Origin of the sequence: Salinicola rhizosphaerae (genome assembly GCF_014652715.1) — a bacterium.
Lineage (GTDB): Bacteria > Pseudomonadota > Gammaproteobacteria > Pseudomonadales > Halomonadaceae > Salinicola > Salinicola rhizosphaerae.
Genome location: NZ_BMZI01000007.1, coordinates 242,954 through 264,851, shown reverse-complemented (window position 1 = coordinate 264,851; position 21,898 = coordinate 242,954). Strand labels below are relative to the sequence as shown.

Here is a 21,898-nt window from a genome sequence, read left to right as displayed (position 1 = left end):
ATGCCGCCGAACTCTGGTTCGGCGGCATTTTTTTGCTCAGCTTAGCGCGTTCGCATGACTCGCCGATGACGGCGATCAGTTGAGGTATTCGAACACCTTGACGATGCGCTGGACGCCGCCGACACCGGATGCGGCGTTGACGATCTGCTGCGCTTGCTGCTGGGTGACCATTCCCATCAGATAGACCGTGCTGTTTTCGGTGATGACGCGGATCAGGTTGGCATCGAGATCTTCGTTGGCGATCAGGTTCGCCTTGATACGCCCAGTGATCCAGGTGTCGGTCATGCGCTGGCTGACCGGGGTATTGGCGGATACCGACAGTTCGTTGTGCACTTCGCGGACGCTGCGCACGTTGCGCGCGATGTCGGTGGCACGCGACTTGAGCTCGTCACTCGGGACCTGGCCAGTCAGAAGAACATTCGAATTGTAGCTGTCGACATTGATGTGGGCATCGCCGTAGCGGGCGTCAGCGGTATTCAGATCATCGAAGATCTTGCTCTGAATGGTGCTGTCTTCGGCCTTGGCGCCCGGTGTGCGCTCGGCGTAGTTTTCCTGCGTGGCGTTGCTGGCGCAGCCGCCCAGGGTGAGCAGGCCGATCAGGCAGGAGGTAACGATCAGGGTCTTTTTCATCAGTCTCACTCGTTGCTTCCGAAAAGCTGTTCGTCGATCAAGTCACACAGGCAGTGAATGACGAGCAGGTGAACTTCCTGGATGCGTGCCGTCACGGTGGCGGGCACGCGAATTTCGCAGTCATCCTGGCCCAGTAGCGACGCCATGTCGCCGCCGTCTCGGCCGGTCAATGCGATGACGCTCATCTCGCGATCGTGAGCTGCCTGGATCGCCTGCACGATGTTGGCAGAATTTCCGCTGGTCGAGATGGCCAGCAGAATATCGCCGGGCTGTCCCAGTGCACGGATCTGCTTGGAGAAGACGTCATTGTAGCTGTAGTCGTTGGCGATCGACGTCAGCGTGGAAGTGTCCGTCGTCAAGGCCAGGGCCGGCAGGCTGGGTCGCTCGCGCTCGAAGCGGTTGAGCATTTCCGACGAGAAATGCTGGCTATCGCCGGCGCTGCCGCCGTTACCGCAGGCGAGTATCTTGCCCTCACTGACCAGGCACTGGACCATCATCTGGCTGGCGACCTCGATGAACGGCGGTAGCACCTCGCTGGCATAGGTCTTGGTGTCGATACTGGCGTTGAAATGGTCGAGTATGCGTGCTTGAAAATCCATGGGTGCTCTGTGGTTCAGTAGGCATCGAAGGCGGCGCGGATCCAGTCGAATACCAGATCCGGTGCGGTGCCGGTGACGCCGACGACGTCGAAGCGGCAGGCACATGATAGCCGCTGTGAGTGGAGATAGAAGCGTGCCGCCTTGACGATACGCTTCTGCTTGGCGGGTGTGACGGTCTCGAGCGGGTGGCCGTAGGCGGCGTCTCGGCGATGGCGCACCTCGACGAAGACAAGGCAGTCGCCGTCGCGCATGATCAGGTCGATCTCGCCACCCTTGGCGTGATGATTGCGCGTGACGAGTTCCAGGCCGCGCTCAGATAGCCATGTCGCCGTTGCCGCCTCGATCGCCTGGCCGCGATGGCGCGCGCTAGTCGCTGTCGTCGCCATTGTCGCTGTCCAGGGCAAAGCCGTTGAGCTGCTCACCGCCGTTGCTCGATGCCCGGCTCGAGCTGCTGTCGTCTGTGCCGCCTTGGGTGGATGGCGCTGCCGTCGTCTGGGTGCCGCTCGTGGCCGGTCCGCTCAGCAGCGGTTGTGGGGTGCCCGACTCAAACACGGCCCAGGGCAGGGTGCGCTGGATACGGCCGTCGTCGCGGGCGCTCAGTGTTCCGGTGGCGCCGAAGATCTGCGTATTCGGCAGGGCCTGGAATAGTGGTAGTCGGCGGGCGAGTTCATAGGCATCGACGCCCATGGCGTTGAGCTTGAGCAGCCCCGGGTCATCCTGGGTCACCAGACGGCGGTAGGTGGATACGAAGGGCAGAGCGTCCACACCGCCGGCAGCCGCATCCGGAATCATCCAAGGGATGTCGACGAACTGAACGTCATTCAGGTCGTGGTCGGCGCGCGGCTCCGGCGTGCCTGCATAAAGATGAGAGGTCGCGTAGATCGGAAGGTCGGCGGCGTAGTAGAAGTCCAGCGTCGGCGGCACTTGGCGCGCGTAGCTCGGCAGTGCCAGCAGGAACAGCATATCCATGCTCGACGGGTCACTGTTGAGCAGGTTGCGAACTGCCGGTGCCACCGATTCCGAGGGGTTGTAGCTCTCTACCGAGGCGACCTGGCCGCCTTCGCTCTCCCAGCGCTGGCGGAAGGCCGCCAGGACCCGTGAACCCCAGTCGTTGTCGGGTACCATGATCCCGGCGCGGCGGTGACCGTCGAGGTGCGCGCGGTGGGCGGCCTGGCGGGCCTCGTCCTCTGCCGAGAGGCCGTACTGATAGAGATTGGTGGCGCTGTTGCGCGCGTGTTCACCGTAGTTGAGGGCCAGCGTCGGCAGCGGCACGCTGGCGCGCGTTTCCAGCTGGCTGACCTTCTCCTTGTCGAGTGGCCCGATGACGGCCTGCGCGCCGCTCATCGTCGCTTGCGCGTAGAGCGCGTCAATATCTTGGTTGCTCGAGTCGACGAAGGTGAGGCTCGGTGTGTTCTCGCCTTGGGATTTCGCGTCTTCGGCGCGGGTTTCGAGGCCGTTGCGAATCGCAGCGGCGATATTCGAGAGCGGGCCGCTCTGAGGCAGGAAGACGGCGATCTGGTGAATCTCGTTGCCTTCGATCTGGCGCAGAGCCGTGAGGTCAGACGGCAATCGGCGATTGGCCGGGTGATCCGGGTAGCGGCTGCGCCACTGATCCAGGCGGTCAAACAGATTGCCGATGTCACCGCCGCTGGCGCGGTAGAGACGGGCGAGATCGACCCAGCCCTGCATGATCGCGCTATCGTCCGCCGCTGCCAGGGAATCCAGCGCGGTCGGGCTCAGGCTGGAGAGCGGCTTCCAGATATCGTCGTTGAGATCGTAGGGTGCGTTGTTCTGCTGCAGGCCGATCAGCAGCCTGGCCGAGGCTTCCGGTTCGCCGACCATGTTGAGGGCGATGCCGCGCCGATAGCGCAAGGTCTGGCCGTCGTCGCTGGAAAGTGCCGCATTGGTATCGAGAATATCGGTAGCCCGGATCACGCTCCAGCCATCTTTTTCGGCGATGCCGGCATCGGAAAGTACCAGCGCCCACTTGACCTGCTGTGTCGCATCGAGCTGAGACGTATCGATCTGGCCGGCAATCTGCAGTGCCTGCGCCGTATCTCCCTGGCGTGCTAGGATGTCGGCCGCCTGCAGTCGCGATGCCGCAGCCTGCTGGCCGCTCTGGTTATTGGCCTGGTTGAGCAGTTCCTGGGCGCTCTGGCCACCGGTTCCCGGCATGAAGCTCTGACCCGCACAGCCAGCCAGGAGCAGTGTCGCCATAAGAGGCAAAAGCAGTCGCCGCAGCGCGTAACCCATAGTCGTCTTTCCCTTTACGTGATGAGAGGCCGGAAAGCGTCACGCGTGCGCGGATGAACGGCGGACGGCATGACTGGCCGATTCCTGTCCCCGAGGTGTTGCGCGTCGGCGTCCTCGGGAGAATTCCCTGGCTGTTCGCGGAGCTCGGCTGCCGAGCCCGTTATCTGAATGCCCGCAACTCGGATGGTACCGAATGAGTGACATAAAGGAAGGCGTATTGTACGTGGTCGCCACGCCGATTGGGAATCTCGAGGATTTGAGCGTCCGCGCGGGGCGGGTTCTCGCCGAAGTGGATGCCATTGCCGCCGAGGATACTCGTCATACCCAGCGCCTGCTGCGTCACCTCGGTATCGAGCGGCCGCTTGTCTCGTTGCACGAACATAACGAGAGTGCGCGCGTCGAGCAGCTGCTGACCCGTCTTCGTGCCGGCGCCTCGCTGGCGCTGGTCAGCGATGCCGGCACGCCGCTGATCTCCGATCCGGGATTCGTTCTGGTCAGAGAGCTGCGCCAGGCCGGCTGTCGCGTCGTGCCAATTCCCGGTGCCTGTGCGCTGATCACCGCCTTGAGCGTTGCCGGTCTGCCGACCGACCGGTTCACGTTCGAGGGATTCCTTCCGGCCAAGTCCGGCCCGCGCCAGCGACAGCTCGAAGCGGGAATTGCGCGCCCGGAAACCCGAGTCTTCTATGAATCCCCGCACCGCATTCGCGACCTGCTGGTCGATATCGACCAGGTCGCAGCGTCTCGTCAGGTCGTGCTGGCGCGCGAGCTGACCAAGACGTTCGAAACGCTGCTCGATGGCACTGCCAGTGAGCTGCTTGCGCAGATGGAGGCGGATAGCGATCAGGCCCGCGGAGAGTTCGTGGTGATGTTGGCCGGCGCGCCAGCCGACGAGAGAGACGCCGACGAAGTCGCCGCGGAAACCCTGCTGCAAGCGCTGCTGGACGAGGGTGTGCCGGTCAAGAGCGCGGCGGCCGTCACCACGCGCATGCTGGGTGGTCGGCGCAAACAGTGGTACCAGATGGCGCTGGCGCTGAAGTCGGGAGCGCCCGATCACGCCTGAGTTTCAGGGTGTGCCGGGCGCCGGTGGCGAACGAGGCATGATGCCTGATGATGTCGCCGAGTGGCGACATCGGGCCATTGGGCGCTGTACATCGTCGCAGGGGTGCGATGCTGTCTTGAGAGGGTCCCGGGGGGCTGTTATTCTTGCGCGCTTGGGAGTCGGCCAGACAGTCGCCGCCGGTTTTTCCGGGGGAGGAAAGTCCGGGCTCCATAGGGCAAGGTGCCAGGTAACGCCTGGGCGGCGCAAGCCGACGGCCAGTGCAGCAGAGAGTAGACCGCCTAAGCAGCGTATCGCTGCCGGTAAGGGTGAAAGGGTGCGGTAAGAGCGCACCGCGCGCCTGGTAACAGTGCGTGGCACGGTAAACCCCACCTGGAGCAAGACCAAATAGGGATCCTGAGGCGCGGCCCGCGCTGGATCCGGGTAGGTTGCTCGAGAGGCGTGGCGACACGCCTCCTAGATGAATGACTGTCCTCGACAGAACCCGGCTTATCGGCCGGCTCCCACCTCTTTTTTTAGCCGTCCGCCATCACCGAGAAACGCATGCAGCACCGCGACAAGGCTTCACAGAGATCCGAAAGCGGTGCAGCAGCCCGCGCGCCGTTTCGACACACCAGCGTGCTGCTCGACGGCGCCGTGGATGCACTGCTGCAATCACCCGCCGGTATCTATCTCGATGGCACCTTCGGCCGCGGCGGTCACTCCCGCGCGATACTCGAGCGACTCGGGGTGGACGGTCGCCTGATGGCGATCGACCGCGACCCGGCGGCGCTGGAAGCTGCGCAGGACATTGCCGATCCGCGCTTCTCCATCCACGCCGGTGAATTCGGCGAGCTCGATCTTCATGCGGCGCAAGCCGGCGTGAGCGGGGCGCTCGACGGCGTGCTGCTGGATGTCGGTGTCTCCTCTCCTCAGCTCGATGACCCCGAGCGCGGATTCAGCTTCCTGCGCGATGGGCCGCTGGACATGCGCATGGATCCGAGTGCCGGCATCGGCGCCGCGGAGTGGCTCTCCCGAACGGTCGAGTCCGAGCTGGCGCGTGTCTTCAAGGTCTACGGTGAGGAACGTTTCGCCAAACGGATTGCCAGAGCCATCGTCGCCGCGAGACAGACAGCGCCGATCGAGCGGACTCAGCAGCTCGCCGAGATCGTCAAGGCGGCTCACCCTGCGTGGGAGAAAGGCAAGCATCCCGCGACGCGCGTTTTTCAGGCGATTCGCATTCATCTCAACGACGAACTGGGTCAGCTCGAGCGTGCGCTGGACGCCGCGCTCGACGTTCTCGCGCCGGGCGGTCGGCTGGTCGTGATCAGCTTCCATTCGCTGGAGGATCGCCTGGTCAAGCGCTTCATCCGCGATCAGTCTCGCGGTGACACGCACTTGCCGCGCGGGATGCCGATACGCGAGGATCAACTCATCAAGCGGCTCAAGCCGGTGGGTAAAGCGATGCGCCCCGGCGAGAGCGAGGTCGATGCCAACCCGCGCGCGCGCAGCGCGGTCATGCGCGTTGCCGAAAAGCTGGAATAAGGAGCTCCATGGCCGTTCAAGGACGACGTAGCCTGCTGGACATCGGCGACTGGCCCTTCGCCCGCCGCCCGGGATGGCGCACCACGCTGCTGTCGGGGTTGATCGTGGCGATTCTGATCAGTGCGCTGACCATTGTCAGTACCGCGCATTTCACCCGCGTTCAGTACGCGCGGCTGCAGAAACTGGAGAAACAGCGTGATGCGCTGCAGACGGAGTGGGGGCGCCTGCTGCTCGAGGAGAGCACCTGGTCTTCGCCGGCTCGCGTCGAATCGATCGCCAGCCAGCGTCTGGACATGCGCGTTCCCGGTGTCGACGAGGTCAAGGTGATCCGTCCATGAGCGCCACACGCCGCGCCACGACCTCACGGACTCGTGCTCCCAACGCACCGCTGGCTGCCGGTCGTTACTGGTTCATGCTGCTGGTCATTCTCGTGGCGCTCGGTGCGCTGGTCGGGCGCGTGGTCTATCTCCAGGTGATCGATCGCAGCTTTCTGCAGAATCAGGGCGACGCGCGCACGCTGCGCACCCAGACCATCGGCGCCCACCGGGGCATGATCAGCGATCGCAACGGCGATCCGCTGGCGATCTCCACGCCGGTGGTGACCCTGTGGGCCAACCCGCAGGAATTACCGCAGGACCCCATTCAGCAGACGCTGCTGGCCAAGACGCTAAAGGTCGATCCGCAGCAGCTCGAGTCTCGCATTCAGCGCTATTCCAAGCATGAGTTCATGTATCTCAAGCGGCAGCTGACGCCGGCCGAGGCCAAGCCGGTTCTCGACCTGCAGATGCCCGGCGTCTACTCGCGGGACGAGTACAAACGCTACTATCCCGCCGGAGAGGTCGCCGCTCAGCTCGTCGGGGTGACGAACGTCGATGACAAGGGCCAGGAGGGACTGGAGCTCGCCTATAACCGCTACCTGACCGGCAAGCCGGGCAAGCGACGGGTGCTGCAGGACCGCAAGGGCCGGCTGGTGCGTGATCTTCATCTGATCGACGAAGCCAAGCCGGGCGGCGATCTGACGCTGTCGATCGATCTGCGGCTGCAGTACATGGCCTATCGCGAGCTCGCCGCCGGCGTGCGCAAGAACGACGCCGACGGCGGTTCGCTGGTGATGCTCGACGCGCGCACCGGTGAAGTGCTGGCGATGGCGAATCTGCCGTCGTACAACCCTAACAATCGTGCCGACGTCGACGTGCGCGGGTTGCGCAACCAGGCGATCACCGACGCCATCGAGCCCGGCTCGGTGATGAAGCCGCTGGCGATGTCGGCCGCGCTGGCCAGCGGCAAGATCACGCCGGATACCATCATCGACACGTCGCCGGGCTGGATGGTCGTCGACGGCTACACGATCAAGGACTTCCGCAATTACGGCAAGCTCACGCCGGCGGGCATTCTGCTGCACTCATCCAATATCGGCATGTCGCACATTGCCCTGCAGCTGCCCAAGGAAACGATCTGGGATCGTTACCGTGAGCTGGGGCTGGGGCAGTCGCCCGGCACGGGATTCCCCGGGGAGAACAGCGGCAGCCTGCCGTCGTTGACCAATCTGCCGCGCAGCGCCCAGGCCGCCATGGCCTATGGTTATGGGGTCGCCGTGACACCGCTGCAGCTGGCCAGCGCCTATACGGCGATTGCCAACGACGGTAAGCGTCTGCATCCGTCGCTGCTCAAGCTGAACGGTCAGCCCGACAGCGACCAGATCATGGCGCCGAAGGTCGCGCATGAACTGCTGGGCATGCTTGGGCACATCGTGCAGCCCAACGCCGGTGGCCACCTGGCGATGGTTCCCGGCTATAGCGTGGCGGGGAAGACCGGCACGGTGCGCAAGGTGACCAGTTCCGGTTATCAGGAGACCGAGTATCGCGGCCTGTTCGCGGGCATCGCGCCAGCGTCCAATCCGCGCATCGTCACGGTAGTGATGATCGACAACCCCAAGAAGGGCGACTATTACGGCGGCCTGGTGGCGGCGCCGGTGTTCAGCCGCGTGGTCGGCAGTGCGCTGCGCCTGCTCGACGTGCCGCCGGATGAATCGAGCGAGGAGTCTTCACCATGAGGATCGATGGCGCCCGCCTGCGTTCGGCGCTGTCGGCCATGTGGCCCGATGCCGCGTCCGCCGAGCGCTTGCAGCACTGGTTACCGGAGCCGCCGGAGGGTGCCTCGACAGCACAGCCCCTCACGGTCGAGCTAGTGCAGGACAGCCGCGCAGTCTCTGCGGGCTCGCTGTTCCTGGCGGTACCCGGTGTCGCCACTGACGGCCGCGATTTTCTGGAATCCGCGTTTGGTGCGGGTGCCGTCGCCGCGCTGTGTGAAGCGGAGGGACTCGAGGCCGACTGGCAGGCGGACTCCCGCGTGCTGGCGCTGCCGAATCTTGCCGAGCGCCTCGCGGCGTTGGGGCGTGAGCTGTTCGGCGTGCCTGCCGAGATGACGCTGATCGGCGTGACGGGCACCAACGGCAAGAGCTCGGTGACGCACTATATCGCGACGCTGCTGGGCTCTCTGGGGTGTCGCGCCGGTGTCGTCGGCACCCTGGGCTACGGTGCTCCGCATGCGCTGCAGCCGGCGCTTCAGACTACGCCTGGCCCGCTGGCGCTGCAGCAGATGCTGGGCGACATGGCGGGCGAGTCGATCGATACCGTCGCCATGGAGGTCTCGTCGCATGCGCTGGCCCAGGATCGCCTGGGCGACACGCCGATCACTTGCGCTGTCTTCACCAATTTGACTCGCGATCATCTCGACTATCACGGCAGCATGGCTGCCTATGCCGCAGCGAAGGCCAAGCTGTTCAAGCGTCCGGAGCTCGAACTGGCGGTCGTCAACGGTGACGACCCGCTGGCGAGGCTGATGCTGGCTGGCCTCGAGGAGGGCGTTCGCGTGCTGGCGATCGGTCAGGCGGCCGCGACGACGCTGCGCGTGGTCGATGTCGAGATGCTGCCCAACGGCTTGCGTGCCATTGTCGCGACGCCCGAGAACGAAGGCGTGCTCGAACTGCCGCTGATGGGGCGTTTCAACCTGGATAACGTACTGCTGGGGATGAGCGTGCTCTACGGCTTGGGATATCCCCTGGCCGAGGTGTGGAGCGCGGCCGGCAAGCTCACGCCCGTGGCGGGGCGCATGCAGCGCCTGCCGCGCGCTCCAGACGCGCGGGCACCCATTGTGGTCATCGATTACGCACACACGCCGGCTGCGCTGGAAAGCGCGCTGGGGGCGCTGCGTGATCATCTGCCAGCGCGGGATGGCGGCAAGCTCTGGTGCGTCTTCGGCTGTGGTGGCGATCGTGATCCGGGCAAGCGGCCGTTGATGGCAGCGGCAGTCGAGAAGTGGGCGGACCGCATCGTGATCACCGATGACAACCCGCGCAGCGAATCGGCCACGCTGATTCGTGACGCCGCCGCCGGCGGTCTGAGCGAGTCCGCCAGAGCCGAAGTCTGGTCGATCGAGGGTCGACGTCAGGCTATCGAGCGGGTCATTGCCGCCGCCGGACCCGCGGATATCGTATTGATCGCCGGCAAGGGGCATGAGGACTACCAGGAGATTGCCGGCGTGCGCCAGCCGTTCAGTGATATCGAGGTCGCCACCGAAATTCTCGATCGCCAGGAGCGCAAGCGATGAGTTACCGATTGAGCGGTATCGCCGCCCGCCTGGGCGCTTCGCTGAATGGTGCGGACGCGACGGTGACGCGGATCGTGACGGATACGCGCGCTCTGCAGCCCGGGGATCTACTGGTCGCGCTCATCGGCGAGCGCTTCGATGCGCATGACTATCTGGGCGAAGCGCGGGAGAAGGGTGCCGTCGGCGCTGTCGTCTCGCGCCCGGTCGACGATGCGCTGGCTCAGATCGTTGTGCCGGATACACGCCTCGCGCTGGGGCTGCTGGCTCGAGCGCATCGTATGACGTGGGGCGGCCAGTTGATTGCGGTCACCGGCAACAGTGGCAAGACCACCGTCAAGGAGATGCTGTCGACGATCTTCTCTCGCCGTGCTCCCACGCTTGCGACTCAAGGCAATCTTAATAATGACATCGGGGCGCCGCTGACGCTGCTGCGTCTGCAGGACGAGTATCGGTTCGCGGCGGTGGAGCTCGGTGCCAATCATCTCGGGGAAATCGCCTGGACAACGGCGCTCAGCAAGCCGGACGTGGCCATCATCACCAACGTGACCGGCGCCCACGTGGGCGAGTTTGGCGGCATGGGACAGATCGCCCAAGCCAAGGGAGAGATTCTGTCGGGACTCGGCAGCGATGGTTGCGCGGTGCTGGATCGTCAGGAGCGCTATTTTCCCATCTGGCGAGCGCTCGCCGGCCGGGCGCGTCTGCTCGACTTCGCCGTCGACGCCTCGGCCAGCGTCTCGGCCAGTGATCTGGTCTGCGATCGCGGTGGACGTTATGCTTTCACGCTTTCGCTGCCGGGCGAAACGCCGCGTCGGGTGTCGCTTTCGCTGATCGGCGAGCACAACGTACGCAACGCGCTGGCGGCGGCGGCGGCGGCGCATGCTCTGGGCCTTGATGGTGTCGAGATTGTCGCCGGTCTGGAGGCTTGCCAGCCGATGCCGGGTAGGATGCAGGCGGTGTCGGGGATTCGCGATAGCTGTATCGTCGACGATACCTATAATGCCAATCCCGGCGCCATGCGCGCGGCGCTGGCGGCGCTGGTATCGTTGCCGGGTCCCCACTGGTGTTTTCTGGGGCCGATGGCGGAGCTCGGTGACCAGGCCGACGCCATGCACGCGGCGGTTGGGCGCCAGGCGCGAGAGATGGGGATCGAGTTTCTCGCGACCTTCGGCGAGGCGGCACGACCCGCAGCCGAGGCATTCGGCGAATCGGCCCGCCACTTCGATGACTGGGCGACGCTTGCAACCTTTGCACGCGATCGACTTCCTCCCCGCGCCAGCGTTCTGGTCAAGGGGTCTCGCAGCGCGGGCATGGAGCGACTCGTCGCCGTGCTGCGTGATGATGTTTCAAGGTGATTTCGACTCATGTTGCTTTTTCTGGCTGAACTGCTGACGCACTTTCAGAGTGCCTTCAACGTATTCGGGTATCTGACGCTGCGCGTCATTCTGGGGACCCTGACGGCGCTATTTCTGAGCCTGTGGATGGGACCCCAGATGATTCGGCGTCTGGTGGAGCGACAGATCGGGCAGGCGGTTCGCGACGACGGACCGCAGTCGCATCTTTCCAAGGCCGGCACGCCGACGATGGGCGGGGCGCTGATTCTGATCTCGATTGCCGTCAGCACGCTGCTATGGGGCGATCTCACCAATCATTACGTCTGGCTGGTGCTCGCCGTCACGCTCGGCTTTGGTGCCATCGGTTGGGTCGATGATTTCCGCAAGGTCGTAGAGAAAAATCCACGCGGACTGCCGGCTCGCTGGAAATATTTCTGGCAGTCGGTCATCGGTCTCGGGGCGTCGCTGATTCTCTATTTCACCGCCGCCTCGCCGGTCGAGATCAGCCTGATCGTGCCGCTGTTCAAGGATGTGGCCATTCCTCTCGGCGCCTTCTACATCGTGCTGAGCTATCTGGTCATCGTCGGCAGCTCCAACGCCGTCAATCTCACCGACGGCCTCGATGGTCTGGCGATCATGCCGACGGTGCTGGTCTCCATGGGCCTGGCGGTGTTCGCCTACGCCAGCGGCAACGCCGTCTTTGCCGACTATCTGCACATCCCGGAAGTGCCGGGTGCCGGTGAGCTGGCGGTGTTCTGCGGCACGATTGCCGGCGCGGGCCTGGGTTTTCTCTGGTTCAACACCTATCCCGCCCAGGTTTTCATGGGTGACGTCGGCGCGCTGGCGCTGGGTGCGGCGCTGGGCATCGTGGCCGTGATCGTGCGGCAGGAGATCGTGCTCTTCATCATGGGGGGCGTCTTCGTGATGGAGACCGTCTCGGTCATTCTCCAGGTCGGTTCCTACAAGCTGACCGGGCGACGCATCTTCCGCATGGCCCCGCTACATCACCACTTCGAGCTGAAGGGGTGGCCCGAGCCACGTGTCATCGTGCGCTTCTGGATCGTCACCGTCATGCTGGTCCTGCTGGGGCTGGCGACGCTGAAGCTGCGATAAGATGATGAGTCGCGACGTGCCGGTGACAGCGCCTGACAGCGGCGTGCCGGGCCGGGATCGTCTCGTCGTCGGGCTCGGCGTTTCCGGACGTGCCATTGCCCGCTTCCTGCAGGCTCGCGGTGAGTCTTTCGTGATGGCCGACACGCGCGAGGCGCCGCCGGCCGCCGAGGCGTTTCGGCAGGCATTCCCTGATGTCGTACTGCATCTGGGCCCACTGCAATCGCTGCCGCTCGAGACCTTCTCGGAGATCGTCGTCAGCCCTGGAATCGACCTCGTGAAAGCCGGGCTGAATGCCCATCGGTCGCGTGTCGTCGGCGAGATATCGCTGTTCGCCCGCTACTGCCGGGCGCCGATCGTCGCCATTACCGGCTCCAATGCCAAATCCACCGTCACCACGCTGGTCGGCGACATGGCCCGCGAGGCAGGAGTGCGCGTCGCGGTAGGAGGTAACCTGGGCGCCGCGGCGCTGGACCTGCTGCTGGATCAGCCGGACGCCGAGCTGTTCGTGCTGGAGCTCTCGAGTTTCCAGCTGGAGACGCTGAGCAACCTGGGCGCGAGCTGCGCCGCCTTCCTCAACCTCTCCGCCGACCACCTCGATCGACATGGCGACATGGCCGGCTATCGGCGGGCCAAGGCGCGGATCTTCGAGGGAGCGGCCCTGGCGGTCATCAATCGTGAAGATCCGGCCACCTGGCCGGAAGAGGCGTCGCTGTCCTGCGTCGGTTTCACGACGGGCAGGCCGGAGGGGCGTGACTGGGGGTTGCTGCCGGACATCGACAGTGGGCAGAAGGGGGCGTGGCTCAGCCGTGGTGATCAGCGCATCATGTCGGTGGCGGATCTCAGGTTGCCGGGGCGCCACAATCAGGCCAATGCCCTGGCGGCGCTCGCCATTGGCGACTCGCTGAATCTGCCGTTGACCGCGATGTGTGGCGTACTGCGTCGCTTCGCCGGCTTGCCGCATCGGGGCGAAGTCGTCGCCGAACGGGCCGGCGTGCGCTGGATCAACGATTCCAAAGGCACTAACGTCGGTGCCACGCTGGCAGCGCTGGCGGGGCTGGGAGAGACGCTCTCCGGTCGGCTGATCTGGCTGGGCGGCGGTGTCGGCAAGGGGGCCGATTTCACACCGTTGGTCGCACCGCTCGTGCGCTATGCCCGTGAGGCGGTGGTGTTCGGCGAGGATGCGCCGAAACTGGCTGCCGTGCTCGGGGATCACCTGCCGACGTGTCGCGTCGACACGCTCGAGGCCGCGGTGCGGCGTGCGGCGGCGAAGGCGCAGCCGGGAGACTGTGTGCTGCTGTCGCCGGCATGCGCGAGCCTGGATCAATTTCCCCATTATATGGCCCGCGGGGACGCGTTTCGCGCCTTGCTGGCAACCGGAACGCTCGAGCAAGGGCAGGACGCCGAATGTTGAAAGCGCTGGAAGATCGGTTCACCACGCGGTTCCAGTCGTTCGATGGCTGGTTGCTGCTCTCGACACTGTCGCTGCTGCTGATCGGCTGGGTCATGGTGACCTCGGCATCCACCGAGATCGCGGCGAGCCTGACTGGCAATCCCTATTACTTCAGTATCCGTCACGGCATCTTCGTGGTCGCGGCGATCGCGGTCGGGCTGATCGCCGTGCGCATGCCGTTGAACTGGTGGCGCGACAAGGGGCCGTTCATGCTGATCGTCGCCTTGCTCCTGTTGTTTTTAGTGCTGGTGGTCGGGCGCGAGGTGAACGGCAGCCGACGCTGGATTCCGCTCGGACTCATCAACGTGCAGGCTTCCGAGGTCGCCAAGCTCTGCCTGATCGTCTATCTGTCCGGCTACCTGGAGCGCTTTCTGCCCGATGTCCGCCGCACTTGGAGTGCCTTCCTGCGCCCGCTGGCGGTGCTGGCGCTGATCGGTTTTCTGCTGCTTCTCGAGCCGGATTATGGCGCCATCGTGGTGCTGACAGGCTGCGTCATGGGCATGCTGCTGCTGGCCGGGGCGCCGCTGTGGCGGTTTCTGCTGATCCTGGCCATCGTCGGCTCGGGTGCGGTGATGCTGGCCGTATCGGAGCCTTATCGCCTGCAGCGAATCACCAGTTTCGCCAACCCCTGGGCGGACCAGTACAACACCGGGTACCAGCTGACTCAGGCGCTGATCGCCTTCGGGCGTGGACACTGGTTCGGGCTGGGGCTCGGCAATAGTGTGCAGAAGCTCTTCTACCTGCCGGAGGCGCATACCGATTTCGTCTTTGCGGTACTGGCCGAGGAGCTGGGGCTCTTCGGTGCCGTCAGCGTCATTCTGCTATTTGCGCTGCTGGTGTTCCGCGCCTTTCGTATCGGGCGCAAGGCCGAACTGGCCGGCAGTCCTTTCGCGGCGTATCTCTGCTACGGCATCGCGCTGGTCATCGGCGCTCAGGCATTCATCAACATTTCGGTCAGTTCCGGCATGTTGCCGACCAAGGGGCTGACGCTGCCGCTGCTCAGTTACGGCGGTTCCAGCATGATCGTCAGTGGCATCATGGTCGCGCTGCTGTTTCGGGTCGACGCCGAGGTACGCCGCCGGCTCAAGCGTCGCGCCGAGACGGCCGAACAGTCGCGTCAGTCTCGCCAGAATTCGATGGAGGGGGCCTCATGACGGAGCTGCGACGGGTGCTGATCATGGCAGGCGGCACCGGTGGACACGTGGTGCCGGCGCTGTCGCTCGCGAAAGCGCTCCAGGATCGCGGTGTCACGGTCGAGTGGCTGGGAAGCCCCAGGGGGATCGAGAATCGACTGGTACCGGCAGCCGGCATTGCCCTGCACCAGCTCGATATCGCGGGGCTGCGTGGCAACGGCTTGTCGGGATGGTTGGCCGTGCCGTGGCGGCTGACGCGTGCCGTGCTGCAGGCGCGCCGCGTCATACGCCGGTTCGAGCCGCAGCTGGTCGTCGGCCTCGGCGGGTTTGCCAGTGGCCCGGGTGGCCTGGCCGCGCGGCTCTGCGGCCGGCCGCTGATGGTGCATGAACAGAACGCGATCGCCGGGTTGACCAATCGGTCCCTGTCCCGGCTGGCGACACGTACCTACGCGGCGTTCCCGGGCGCCTTCCCCGATGACAAGGCGCTGGTTGTCGGCAACCCGGTGCGAGCGGAGATCGCGGCGCTGGGCGAGCGAGTGCGCACGGCGCAGGAGATGACCGGGCGCCGGCTGCACTTGCTCGTGATGGGCGGCTCCCTTGGCGCGCAGTCGCTGAACGAGAAGCTGCCGCTAGCGTTGGCAACCCTCGACGCTGACGCTCGCCCGCTCGTGCGCCATCAGGCGGGGCGAGATAAGGACGAGAAGACCTCCGCCGCTTATCGTGATGCCGGCGTCGACGCCGAGGTCAGTGCCTTCATCGATGATATGGCCGAAGCCTACGACTGGGCAGACCTGATCGTCTGTCGCGCGGGTGCGTTGACCATCGCGGAGCTGAGTGCAGCGGGCAAGCCGTCGCTGCTGGTGCCGTTCCCGCATGCGGTCGACGACCATCAGACGCTCAATGCGCGCCATCTGGTCGACGCCGGCGGCGCCGAGCTCGTTCAGCAGTCGGCGCTGACGCCGGCGCGGTTGGAAGACACCCTGAAATCACTCCTGCGACCCGAAAGGCTGGCCTCGATGGCGGTCGACGCGCGTCGGGTCGCTCATCTCGACGCCGTCGACCGACTGGTCGATGGCTGCATGGAGATCGGTCTTGAGCGATAGCATTCAAACACGACCGGCACGGTCGCATCTTGGCATGAGGCGCATTCGCGGCATTCATTTCGTCGGCATCGGCGGTGTCGGTATGTGCGGTATTGCCGAAGTTCTTGCCAACGAAGGGTACCAGGTCAGCGGTAGTGATCTTCGCGAGTCGACGGTCACGCATCATCTGCGGCAATGCGGCATTCGCGTGGCTATCGGCCATGCGGCGGTCAACGCCGAGGGCGCGGATGTGGTGGTCGTCTCGACCGCTGTCGATACCGCCAATCCGGAAATTCGGTGGGCGCGCGAGCACCGTGTGCCGGTGGTGCGGCGCGCGGAAATGCTGGCCGAACTGATGCGCTTTCGCCACGGCATCGCTGTCGCGGGAACGCATGGCAAGACCACCACGACCAGTCTGTTGTCGACGCTGTTCGCGGAGGCGGGATTGGATCCGACCTTCGTGATTGGTGGCAAGTTGACCAGCGCGGGCACCAATGCCCGGCTTGGCGCTGGCGAGTTTCTGGTCGCGGAAGCTGATGAATCGGACGCTTCCTTCCTCCACCTGCAGCCGATGACTGCCATCGTGACCAATATCGATGCAGACCATATGGCGACGTATGATGGCGACTTTGCTCGCCTCAAGACGACCTTCGTCGAGTTTCTGCACAACCTGCCGTTCTACGGGCGGGCGGTGCTCTGTCTCGATGACGATAACGTGCGCGAGCTGTTGCCTCGGGTGCAGCGTCAGTTTGTCACTTACGGCTTCAGCGAATCGGCCGATTATCGCGTGTGCGATTTCCAACAGACCGGCGGGACCATCCGTTTTCGCGCAGAGCGGCCCGACGGTGCCAGCGCATTGCCCGTCACGCTGGCGATGCCGGGCGAGCACAACGCGCTGAACGCGTTGGCCGCGATTGCCGTGGCGACCGATGCCGGCGTGGCCGACGACGATATCGTCAAGGGACTGGCGTGTTTCGGCGGCGTCGGCCGTCGCTTCCAGGTTCATGGCGACTTTCCGCTCAAGAGCGGGGGAGAGGTCATGCTGGTGGATGACTATGGTCACCACCCGCGTGAGGTCGAAATGATCATTCGTGCCGTTCGCGCCGGCTGGCCCGATCGTCGTCTGGTCATGGTCTATCAGCCGCACCGGTACACGCGCACGCGCGATCTCTACGAAGATTTCGTCAGGGTGCTCTCCGGCGTCGACACGCTGCTGCTGCTCGATGTCTACAGTGCCGGAGAGGCACCGATCGCCGGCGCCGAGGGGCGCTCGCTGGCCGGCTCCATCCGTCAGCGCGGTCAGGTCGATCCGCTGTTCGTCGAGGAGAAGGCCGCGCTACCGGAGATGCTCTCTCATGTACTGCGGCCCGGCGACATCCTGATTGCCCAGGGGGCGGGTGATGTCGGCGGCATTGCCACGCGACTGGCCGCCAGTCATCTCGATCTCGATGAGGTGGTGTTTTGACCAGGACGACTTCCCTCCAGGAAGTGCGCCGTTCCCGAACGTGGCGTGACACGGTGGTCGCCGAAGTCGGCGGATCGCTAAGCGTGTCTCGAGAAGGTGAGTGGCCATGAGGCCCAACGCGCGAGGAACACTGATCGGCATTCTGCTGATCGTGGTGCTTTTCGGTGCTGGCGGCCGGGCGCTGTGGCTATGGCTGGATCGGCCGATCGCGCGAGTCTCGATCAGCGGCGACCTGCATTATGTCAGCGCCAGTTATCTGCAGCAGGAACTGGCTCCGCTGATTCGGGGACATACCTGGCTCTCGATTTCACTGACGGATCTGCGCAATCAGGCGCGCGATATCCAGTGGCTGAGAGAGGTCAAGGTATCGCGCGAATGGCCCAATGCGCTGCGCTTCGAGCTCTACGAGCAGGATCCGGTTGCCCGCTGGAACGACAAAGCGCTGATCAACAGTCGTGGCCAGCCTTTCCTGCCTGGCCCGGTGAAGAGCTTCGGCCGACGTCTGCCGGACCTCGGCGGGCCTCAGGGGTCCGGTCGTGAAGTGTTGCGCTATTACGACTCGCTGCGCCAGACGTTGTCCGGGATGGGACTGGCGATCACTCAGCTGCGGCTCGAACCTCGAGGCGCCTGGCGGTTCCAGGTCAATGACGGTGTCTGGGTGATTCTCGGGCGGACCGATCTTGATGCGCGCCTGGCAAGATTTATCGCTGCCTGGAAGCGACAGTTGGGAGAACAGGCGTCGCAGATACGCTACATCGACTTGCGTTATCCCAATGGCGTTTCCGTTGCCTGGCATGGGGAAACCGAAACCACCGCCAGTAATTAGTCCCTCTTTGATGAGATGCCAGCTCGAATTGACGCCACGAGCTTGGCATCTGGCCCCCGGTTCTGCCCTCTCATTTCTGGCTCGCGCCCCTGTCCCGTGGCGTTTCACGCTGGAGAATCGGCAGGAATTGCCGCCGGCAAGCGCGTTTTTTCGGTGTCGGCTGCCGGTTCGAAAAAGGAAATGTCTCGATCGCCATTTCACTTTTAAAGAAAAAGCGCTTAATGTGGCTTTTGTTTTCCGGATGGGCTGGTGAAAAAGGTGCGCTTGTTCCTATAATAAGCGCGAATGTTTATTGGCCCATTGTTATCGGGTTTTATCGGTGAAGTTTGAGGAGCGATCCCGACCTATGGCAGGACAATCCAACGCTTCCAATATGGTGGTCGGGCTGGATATCGGAACATCCAAGGTGGTCGCCATCGTAGGGCAGCCCACTGACGATGGCGGCTTGGAAATCGCTGGAATCGGGTCCCACCCTTCGCGTGGAATGAAGAAGGGTGTGGTGATCAATATCGAGTCAACCGTGCAGTCGATTCAGCGCGCCGTCGAAGAGGCCGAATTGATGGCGGGGTGCGATATCCATTCTGTCTATGTCGGCATCGCCGGCAGTCATATCAGCTCGATGAACTCCGATGGTGTCGTGGCGATCAAGGAGCGCGAGGTCGCGCAGACCGATATCGAACGTGTCATCGACTCCGCTCGAGCGCGCGCCATCTCTGAAGGTCAGCGCGTGCTTCACGTGATTCCTCAGGAGTTCGCGATCGACACCCAGGAGGGGATTCGCGAGCCCCTCGGCATGTCCGGCGTCCGACTCGAAGCGCGAGTGCATCTGGTCACAGCCGCGCTGAATGCGGTACAGAATATCGAGAAGTGCGTTCGCCGCTGCGGGCTCGAAGTCGATGACATCATCCTCGAGCAGCTGGCGTCGAGCCATGCGGTGCTGACCGAGGACGAGCGAGAGCTGGGCGTGTGCATGGTCGACATCGGCGGTGGAACGACCGATATCGCGGTCTTCACCGAGGGGGCGATTCGTCACACCGCCGTCATCCCCATCGCCGGCGATCAGGTCACCAACGATATCGCCATGGCGCTGCGCACACCGACACAGTATGCCGAAGATATCAAGGTCAAGTACGCCTGTGCGCTGACGCAGATGGCCAGCAACGACGAGATGATCAAGGTGCCGAGCGTCGGTGACCGGCCGGCTCGGGACCTGTCGCGTCAGGCACTGGCGGAAGTCGTCGAACCGCGTTACGAGGAGCTGTTCACGCTGGTGCGCGAGGAGCTGCGCCGCAGCGGTTATGAAGACCTGGTAGCAGCCGGCGTGGTATTGACCGGCGGCACCTCTCGGATGGAAGGCGTGGTCGAGCTGGCAGAGGAGATATTCCATATGCCGGTTCGTATCGCCTGCCCGTACAATGTCCGTGGCTTGGCGGATGTGGTACGTAACCCGATTTATTCGACGGGGGTAGGTTTGCTACTCTACGGAATGCAAGACGCCAAGCACGCTCGCGCAGTATCAGCCCAGCCTCAACGGGAAGAACACCTTCCCCGGCGCGGAACCAGGGATGAGGTTTCGACGCTGGAGCGACTCAAAGGCTGGTTTAAAGGAAATTTCTGACAGGCCGCCAAGCGGTCTTGGAGACGGGGCAATGTTCGAACTAGTAGATAACGCACCTTCCAGTAGTGCAGTCATCAAGGTCATCGGTGTCGGCGGCGGTGGCGGTAATGCCGTCAACCACATGGTCGAGAGCAACATCGAAGGCGTCGAGTTCATCTGCGCCAACACCGATGCCCAGGCGCTCAAGCGCGTGGCAGCGAAAACCGTTCTCCAGCTTGGCGGCGAGATCACCAAAGGGCTTGGCGCAGGCGCCAATCCCGAAGTCGGCCGTCAGGCGGCGATGGAAGACCGCGAGCGCATCGCCGAGATGCTGCAGGGCGCGGACATGGTCTTCATCACTGCCGGCATGGGCGGTGGCACCGGTACCGGCGGGGCGCCCGTCGTCGCGCAGGTCGCCAAGGAGCTGGGCATCCTCACCGTCGCCGTCGTCACGCGGCCTTTCCCGTTCGAAGGGCCCAAGCGCATGCGCGCGGCAGAAGAGGGGATGAAGGCGCTCTCCGAGTACGTCGACTCCCTGATCACGATTCCCAACGAGAAGCTCTTGTCGGTCCTGGGCAAGAACGCCAGTCTGCTGACGGCGTTCAGCGCGGCCAACGACGTCCTGCTGGGCGCAGTCCAGGGCATCGCCGAGCTGATCACCAGCCCGGGCATCATCAACGTCGACTTTGCCGACGTGCGCACCGTGATGTCCGAGATGGGCATGGCCATGATGGGCACCGGCGCCGCGACTGGCGAAAACCGGGCTCGCGAAGCCGCCGAAAAAGCCATCCGCAGCCCGCTGCTCGAGGACATCGATCTGCACGGTGCACGCGGTATCCTGGTCAACATCACTGCGGGTCCGGATCTTTCCATCGGCGAGTTCAATGACGTCGGTGCCACGGTTCAGGAGTTCGCGTCCCAGGATGCGACGATTGTCGTCGGTACCTCCATCGACATGGAAATGTCGGATGAACTGCGTGTCACGGTGGTTGCCGCCGGTCTGGATGCGCAGAAAGAGAAAGCCGTCTCACGCGAGAGTGCCACGGCTTCGCGCCCCGAGCCGACCGACTACCGCAAGCTTCAGCAGCCGGCCGTCATGCGCCAGCAGGCAGCGCGCGCGGAGCAGGATGCCGCCGCCAAGAAACCGCAGCAGGAGAAGCGCAAGGCCTCCGAGATGGATGATTATCTCGATATCCCGGCATTCCTGCGTCGCCAGGCAGACTGACCCATCGAAGGCACTGATACATTAGTTGCCAGGCGTTCATCATTCTGTCACGTCGAACTGTTTGGTGGAGCGGTGCATTGGTGTTATAGTGAACACCGTTTCCAAACCATTTGACTGTCAGGTCGATGCCCATGATCAAACAACGAACGTTGCAGAACACGATCCGCGCTACTGGCGTGGGCCTCCACTCCGGAGAGAAAGTGTATCTGACGCTACGTCCCGCGGCGCCCAACACGGGCATCGTCTTCGTGCGTACCGATCTTGATCCGGTCGTCCAGATTCCGGCGGACGCCGCCAGCGTGACCGACACGAACCTCTGCACGGCGCTGTCCAACGGCAGTGCCAAAGTCGGTACGGTCGAGCACCTGATGTCGGCCTTTGCCGGGCTGGGCATCGATAACGCCTATGTCGAGCTCAGCGCGCCTGAAGTACCGATCATGGATGGCAGCGCCGGCCCGTTCGTGTTCCTGATTCAGTCGGCTGGCATCGCCGAACAGGCAGCCCCGAAAAAATTCATCCGCATCAAGCGCGAGATTACCGTCGAGGACGACGGCAAGCAGGCGACTTTCCTGCCCCACAATGGTTTCAAGGTCAGTTTCGCGATCGACTTCGATCACCCCGTGCTGGAGCTGCAGAAGCAGACCGCCAGCGTCGACTTCTCGACCACGTCATTCGTCAAGGAAGTTTCGCGAGCGCGGACTTTCGGCTTCATGCGTGATCTGGAGTTCCTTCGATCGCAGAATCTGGCGCTGGGTGGCAGTCTCGACAATGCCATCGTGGTAGATGATTACCGCATCGTTAACCAGGATGGCCTGCGCTACGAAGACGAGTTCGTGAAACACAAGATGCTCGATGCCATCGGGGATCTGTACCAGCTCGGACACAGCCTGATCGGCGAGTTTCGCGGCTACAAGTCCGGTCACGGGCTCAATAACCAGCTCTGCCGTGAGTTGCTGGCGCATCCGGAAGCCTACGAGATCGTTACCTTCGAGGAAGCGACTCAG

Annotated in this window: 19 protein-coding genes and 1 other RNA gene; 16 read left to right on the top strand and 4 right to left on the bottom strand. The window is 63.9% G+C overall.

Annotated elements, in window-relative coordinates; translation table 11 throughout:
- Nucleotides 1-75: 75 nt before the first annotated feature.
- Genes IE125_RS16460 through IE125_RS16445 form a run of 4 tightly spaced genes read right to left on the bottom strand, consistent with a single transcriptional unit; the run spans nucleotide 76 to nucleotide 3,482 of the window.
- Entirely contained in the window at nucleotides 76-630 is a 555-nt protein-coding gene (locus IE125_RS16460) for a BON domain-containing protein (RefSeq protein ID WP_189445760.1), read from the bottom strand.
- A gap of 5 nt (nucleotides 631-635) precedes the next feature.
- On the bottom strand, nucleotides 636-1,229 hold the full coding sequence (locus IE125_RS16455) for a phosphoheptose isomerase (protein ID WP_189445759.1): 594 nt from the start codon (nucleotides 1,227-1,229) through the stop codon (nucleotides 636-638).
- 14 nt (nucleotides 1,230-1,243) lie between these two features.
- The gene (locus IE125_RS16450) at nucleotides 1,244-1,615 is read right to left on the bottom strand and encodes a YraN family protein (RefSeq protein ID WP_189445758.1); all 372 of its coding nucleotides are present in this window, start codon (nucleotides 1,613-1,615) and stop codon (nucleotides 1,244-1,246) included.
- On the bottom strand, nucleotides 1,596-3,482 hold the full coding sequence (locus IE125_RS16445) for a penicillin-binding protein activator (protein ID WP_189445757.1): 1,887 nt from the start codon (nucleotides 3,480-3,482) through the stop codon (nucleotides 1,596-1,598). Before IE125_RS16445 ends, IE125_RS16450 begins: the two co-directional genes overlap by 20 nt.
- 193 nt (nucleotides 3,483-3,675) lie before the next feature.
- Between IE125_RS16445 and rsmI the strand changes: the two genes are divergently transcribed.
- The 16 genes from rsmI to lpxC form a co-directional block, all read left to right on the top strand.
- Entirely contained in the window at nucleotides 3,676-4,542 is an 867-nt protein-coding gene (gene rsmI / locus IE125_RS16440) for a 16S rRNA (cytidine(1402)-2'-O)-methyltransferase (protein ID WP_189445756.1), read from the top strand.
- A 154-nt stretch (nucleotides 4,543-4,696) separates the two neighbouring features.
- An RNA gene (rnpB, locus tag IE125_RS16435) (RNase P RNA component class A) lies at nucleotides 4,697-5,047 on the top strand.
- Between the two features lie 35 nt (nucleotides 5,048-5,082).
- Nucleotides 5,083-6,063 carry a 16S rRNA (cytosine(1402)-N(4))-methyltransferase RsmH gene (gene rsmH / locus IE125_RS16430; RefSeq protein ID WP_189445755.1) on the top strand — a complete coding sequence of 327 codons (981 nt, stop codon included), beginning with the start codon at nucleotides 5,083-5,085 and terminating at the stop codon, nucleotides 6,061-6,063.
- Between the two features lie 8 nt (nucleotides 6,064-6,071).
- Entirely contained in the window at nucleotides 6,072-6,401 is a 330-nt protein-coding gene (gene ftsL, locus IE125_RS16425; RefSeq protein ID WP_189445754.1) for a cell division protein FtsL, read from the top strand.
- Nucleotides 6,398-8,116: a peptidoglycan D,D-transpeptidase FtsI family protein gene (locus IE125_RS16420; RefSeq protein ID WP_189445753.1), complete on the top strand. Its 1,719-nt coding sequence runs from the start codon at nucleotides 6,398-6,400 to the stop codon at nucleotides 8,114-8,116. Before ftsL ends, IE125_RS16420 begins: the two co-directional genes overlap by 4 nt.
- On the top strand, nucleotides 8,113-9,672 hold the full coding sequence (locus IE125_RS16415; RefSeq protein ID WP_189445752.1) for a UDP-N-acetylmuramoyl-L-alanyl-D-glutamate--2,6-diaminopimelate ligase: 1,560 nt from the start codon (nucleotides 8,113-8,115) through the stop codon (nucleotides 9,670-9,672). The genes IE125_RS16420 and IE125_RS16415 overlap by 4 nt, the downstream gene beginning before the upstream one ends.
- Nucleotides 9,669-11,024 (top strand): UDP-N-acetylmuramoyl-tripeptide--D-alanyl-D-alanine ligase, encoded by a 1,356-nt coding sequence (locus IE125_RS16410; protein ID WP_189445751.1) that lies wholly within the window; start codon nucleotides 9,669-9,671, stop codon nucleotides 11,022-11,024. Before IE125_RS16415 ends, IE125_RS16410 begins: the two co-directional genes overlap by 4 nt.
- Nucleotides 11,025-11,033: 9 nt before the next feature.
- The gene (mraY, locus tag IE125_RS16405; RefSeq protein WP_189445750.1) at nucleotides 11,034-12,116 is read left to right on the top strand and encodes a phospho-N-acetylmuramoyl-pentapeptide-transferase; all 1,083 of its coding nucleotides are present in this window, start codon (nucleotides 11,034-11,036) and stop codon (nucleotides 12,114-12,116) included.
- Between the two features lie 4 nt (nucleotides 12,117-12,120).
- Nucleotides 12,121-13,527 carry a UDP-N-acetylmuramoyl-L-alanine--D-glutamate ligase gene (murD, locus tag IE125_RS16400; RefSeq protein WP_189445749.1) on the top strand — a complete coding sequence of 469 codons (1,407 nt, stop codon included), beginning with the start codon at nucleotides 12,121-12,123 and terminating at the stop codon, nucleotides 13,525-13,527.
- Nucleotides 13,521-14,720, top strand: coding sequence for a putative lipid II flippase FtsW (ftsW, locus tag IE125_RS16395; RefSeq protein ID WP_189445748.1), 1,200 nt, complete (start codon nucleotides 13,521-13,523; stop codon nucleotides 14,718-14,720). Before murD ends, ftsW begins: the two co-directional genes overlap by 7 nt.
- Nucleotides 14,717-15,802 carry an undecaprenyldiphospho-muramoylpentapeptide beta-N-acetylglucosaminyltransferase gene (gene murG / locus IE125_RS16390; RefSeq protein ID WP_189445747.1) on the top strand — a complete coding sequence of 362 codons (1,086 nt, stop codon included), beginning with the start codon at nucleotides 14,717-14,719 and terminating at the stop codon, nucleotides 15,800-15,802. Before ftsW ends, murG begins: the two co-directional genes overlap by 4 nt.
- 34 nt (nucleotides 15,803-15,836) lie before the next feature.
- Nucleotides 15,837-17,246 (top strand): UDP-N-acetylmuramate--L-alanine ligase, encoded by a 1,410-nt coding sequence (gene murC / locus IE125_RS16385; protein ID WP_229809174.1) that lies wholly within the window; start codon nucleotides 15,837-15,839, stop codon nucleotides 17,244-17,246.
- Between the two features lie 106 nt (nucleotides 17,247-17,352).
- A complete protein-coding gene (locus IE125_RS16380) occupies nucleotides 17,353-18,072 on the top strand; it encodes a cell division protein FtsQ/DivIB (protein ID WP_189445745.1) in 720 nt (239 codons plus the stop codon).
- A 346-nt stretch (nucleotides 18,073-18,418) separates the two neighbouring features.
- Nucleotides 18,419-19,690 (top strand): cell division protein FtsA, encoded by a 1,272-nt coding sequence (gene ftsA, locus IE125_RS16375; RefSeq protein WP_189445744.1) that lies wholly within the window; start codon nucleotides 18,419-18,421, stop codon nucleotides 19,688-19,690.
- Nucleotides 19,691-19,721: 31 nt separating this feature from the next.
- Nucleotides 19,722-20,894: a cell division protein FtsZ gene (ftsZ, locus tag IE125_RS16370; RefSeq protein ID WP_189445743.1), complete on the top strand. Its 1,173-nt coding sequence runs from the start codon at nucleotides 19,722-19,724 to the stop codon at nucleotides 20,892-20,894.
- A gap of 131 nt (nucleotides 20,895-21,025) precedes the next feature.
- Nucleotides 21,026-21,898, top strand: an 873-nt coding sequence (gene lpxC / locus IE125_RS16365; RefSeq protein WP_189445742.1) for a UDP-3-O-acyl-N-acetylglucosamine deacetylase, incomplete at its 3' end; no start/stop codon positions are given.

Coding starts and splice junctions, on each gene's coding strand:
- rsmI (WP_189445756.1), top strand. CDS start 3,676: ATGAGTGACATAAAGGAAGGCGTATTGTACGTGGTCGCCACGCCGATT.
- mraY (WP_189445750.1), top strand. CDS start 11,034: ATGTTGCTTTTTCTGGCTGAACTGCTGACGCACTTTCAGAGTGCCTTC.
- IE125_RS16420 (WP_189445753.1), top strand. CDS start 6,398: ATGAGCGCCACACGCCGCGCCACGACCTCACGGACTCGTGCTCCCAAC.
- ftsA (WP_189445744.1), top strand. CDS start 18,419: ATGGCAGGACAATCCAACGCTTCCAATATGGTGGTCGGGCTGGATATC.
- ftsW (WP_189445748.1), top strand. CDS start 13,521: ATGTTGAAAGCGCTGGAAGATCGGTTCACCACGCGGTTCCAGTCGTTC.
- ftsL (WP_189445754.1), top strand. CDS start 6,072: ATGGCCGTTCAAGGACGACGTAGCCTGCTGGACATCGGCGACTGGCCC.
- IE125_RS16445 (WP_189445757.1), bottom strand. CDS start 3,482: ATGGGTTACGCGCTGCGGCGACTGCTTTTGCCTCTTATGGCGACACTG.
- IE125_RS16450 (WP_189445758.1), bottom strand. CDS start 1,615: ATGGCGACGACAGCGACTAGCGCGCGCCATCGCGGCCAGGCGATCGAG.
- IE125_RS16380 (WP_189445745.1), top strand. CDS start 17,353: ATGAGGCCCAACGCGCGAGGAACACTGATCGGCATTCTGCTGATCGTG.
- IE125_RS16460 (WP_189445760.1), bottom strand. CDS start 630: ATGAAAAAGACCCTGATCGTTACCTCCTGCCTGATCGGCCTGCTCACC.
- murD (WP_189445749.1), top strand. CDS start 12,121: ATGAGTCGCGACGTGCCGGTGACAGCGCCTGACAGCGGCGTGCCGGGC.
- IE125_RS16415 (WP_189445752.1), top strand. CDS start 8,113: ATGAGGATCGATGGCGCCCGCCTGCGTTCGGCGCTGTCGGCCATGTGG.
- murG (WP_189445747.1), top strand. CDS start 14,717: ATGACGGAGCTGCGACGGGTGCTGATCATGGCAGGCGGCACCGGTGGA.
- ftsZ (WP_189445743.1), top strand. CDS start 19,722: ATGTTCGAACTAGTAGATAACGCACCTTCCAGTAGTGCAGTCATCAAG.
- murC (WP_229809174.1), top strand. CDS start 15,837: ATGAGGCGCATTCGCGGCATTCATTTCGTCGGCATCGGCGGTGTCGGT.
- IE125_RS16410 (WP_189445751.1), top strand. CDS start 9,669: ATGAGTTACCGATTGAGCGGTATCGCCGCCCGCCTGGGCGCTTCGCTG.
- rsmH (WP_189445755.1), top strand. CDS start 5,083: ATGCAGCACCGCGACAAGGCTTCACAGAGATCCGAAAGCGGTGCAGCA.
- IE125_RS16455 (WP_189445759.1), bottom strand. CDS start 1,229: ATGGATTTTCAAGCACGCATACTCGACCATTTCAACGCCAGTATCGAC.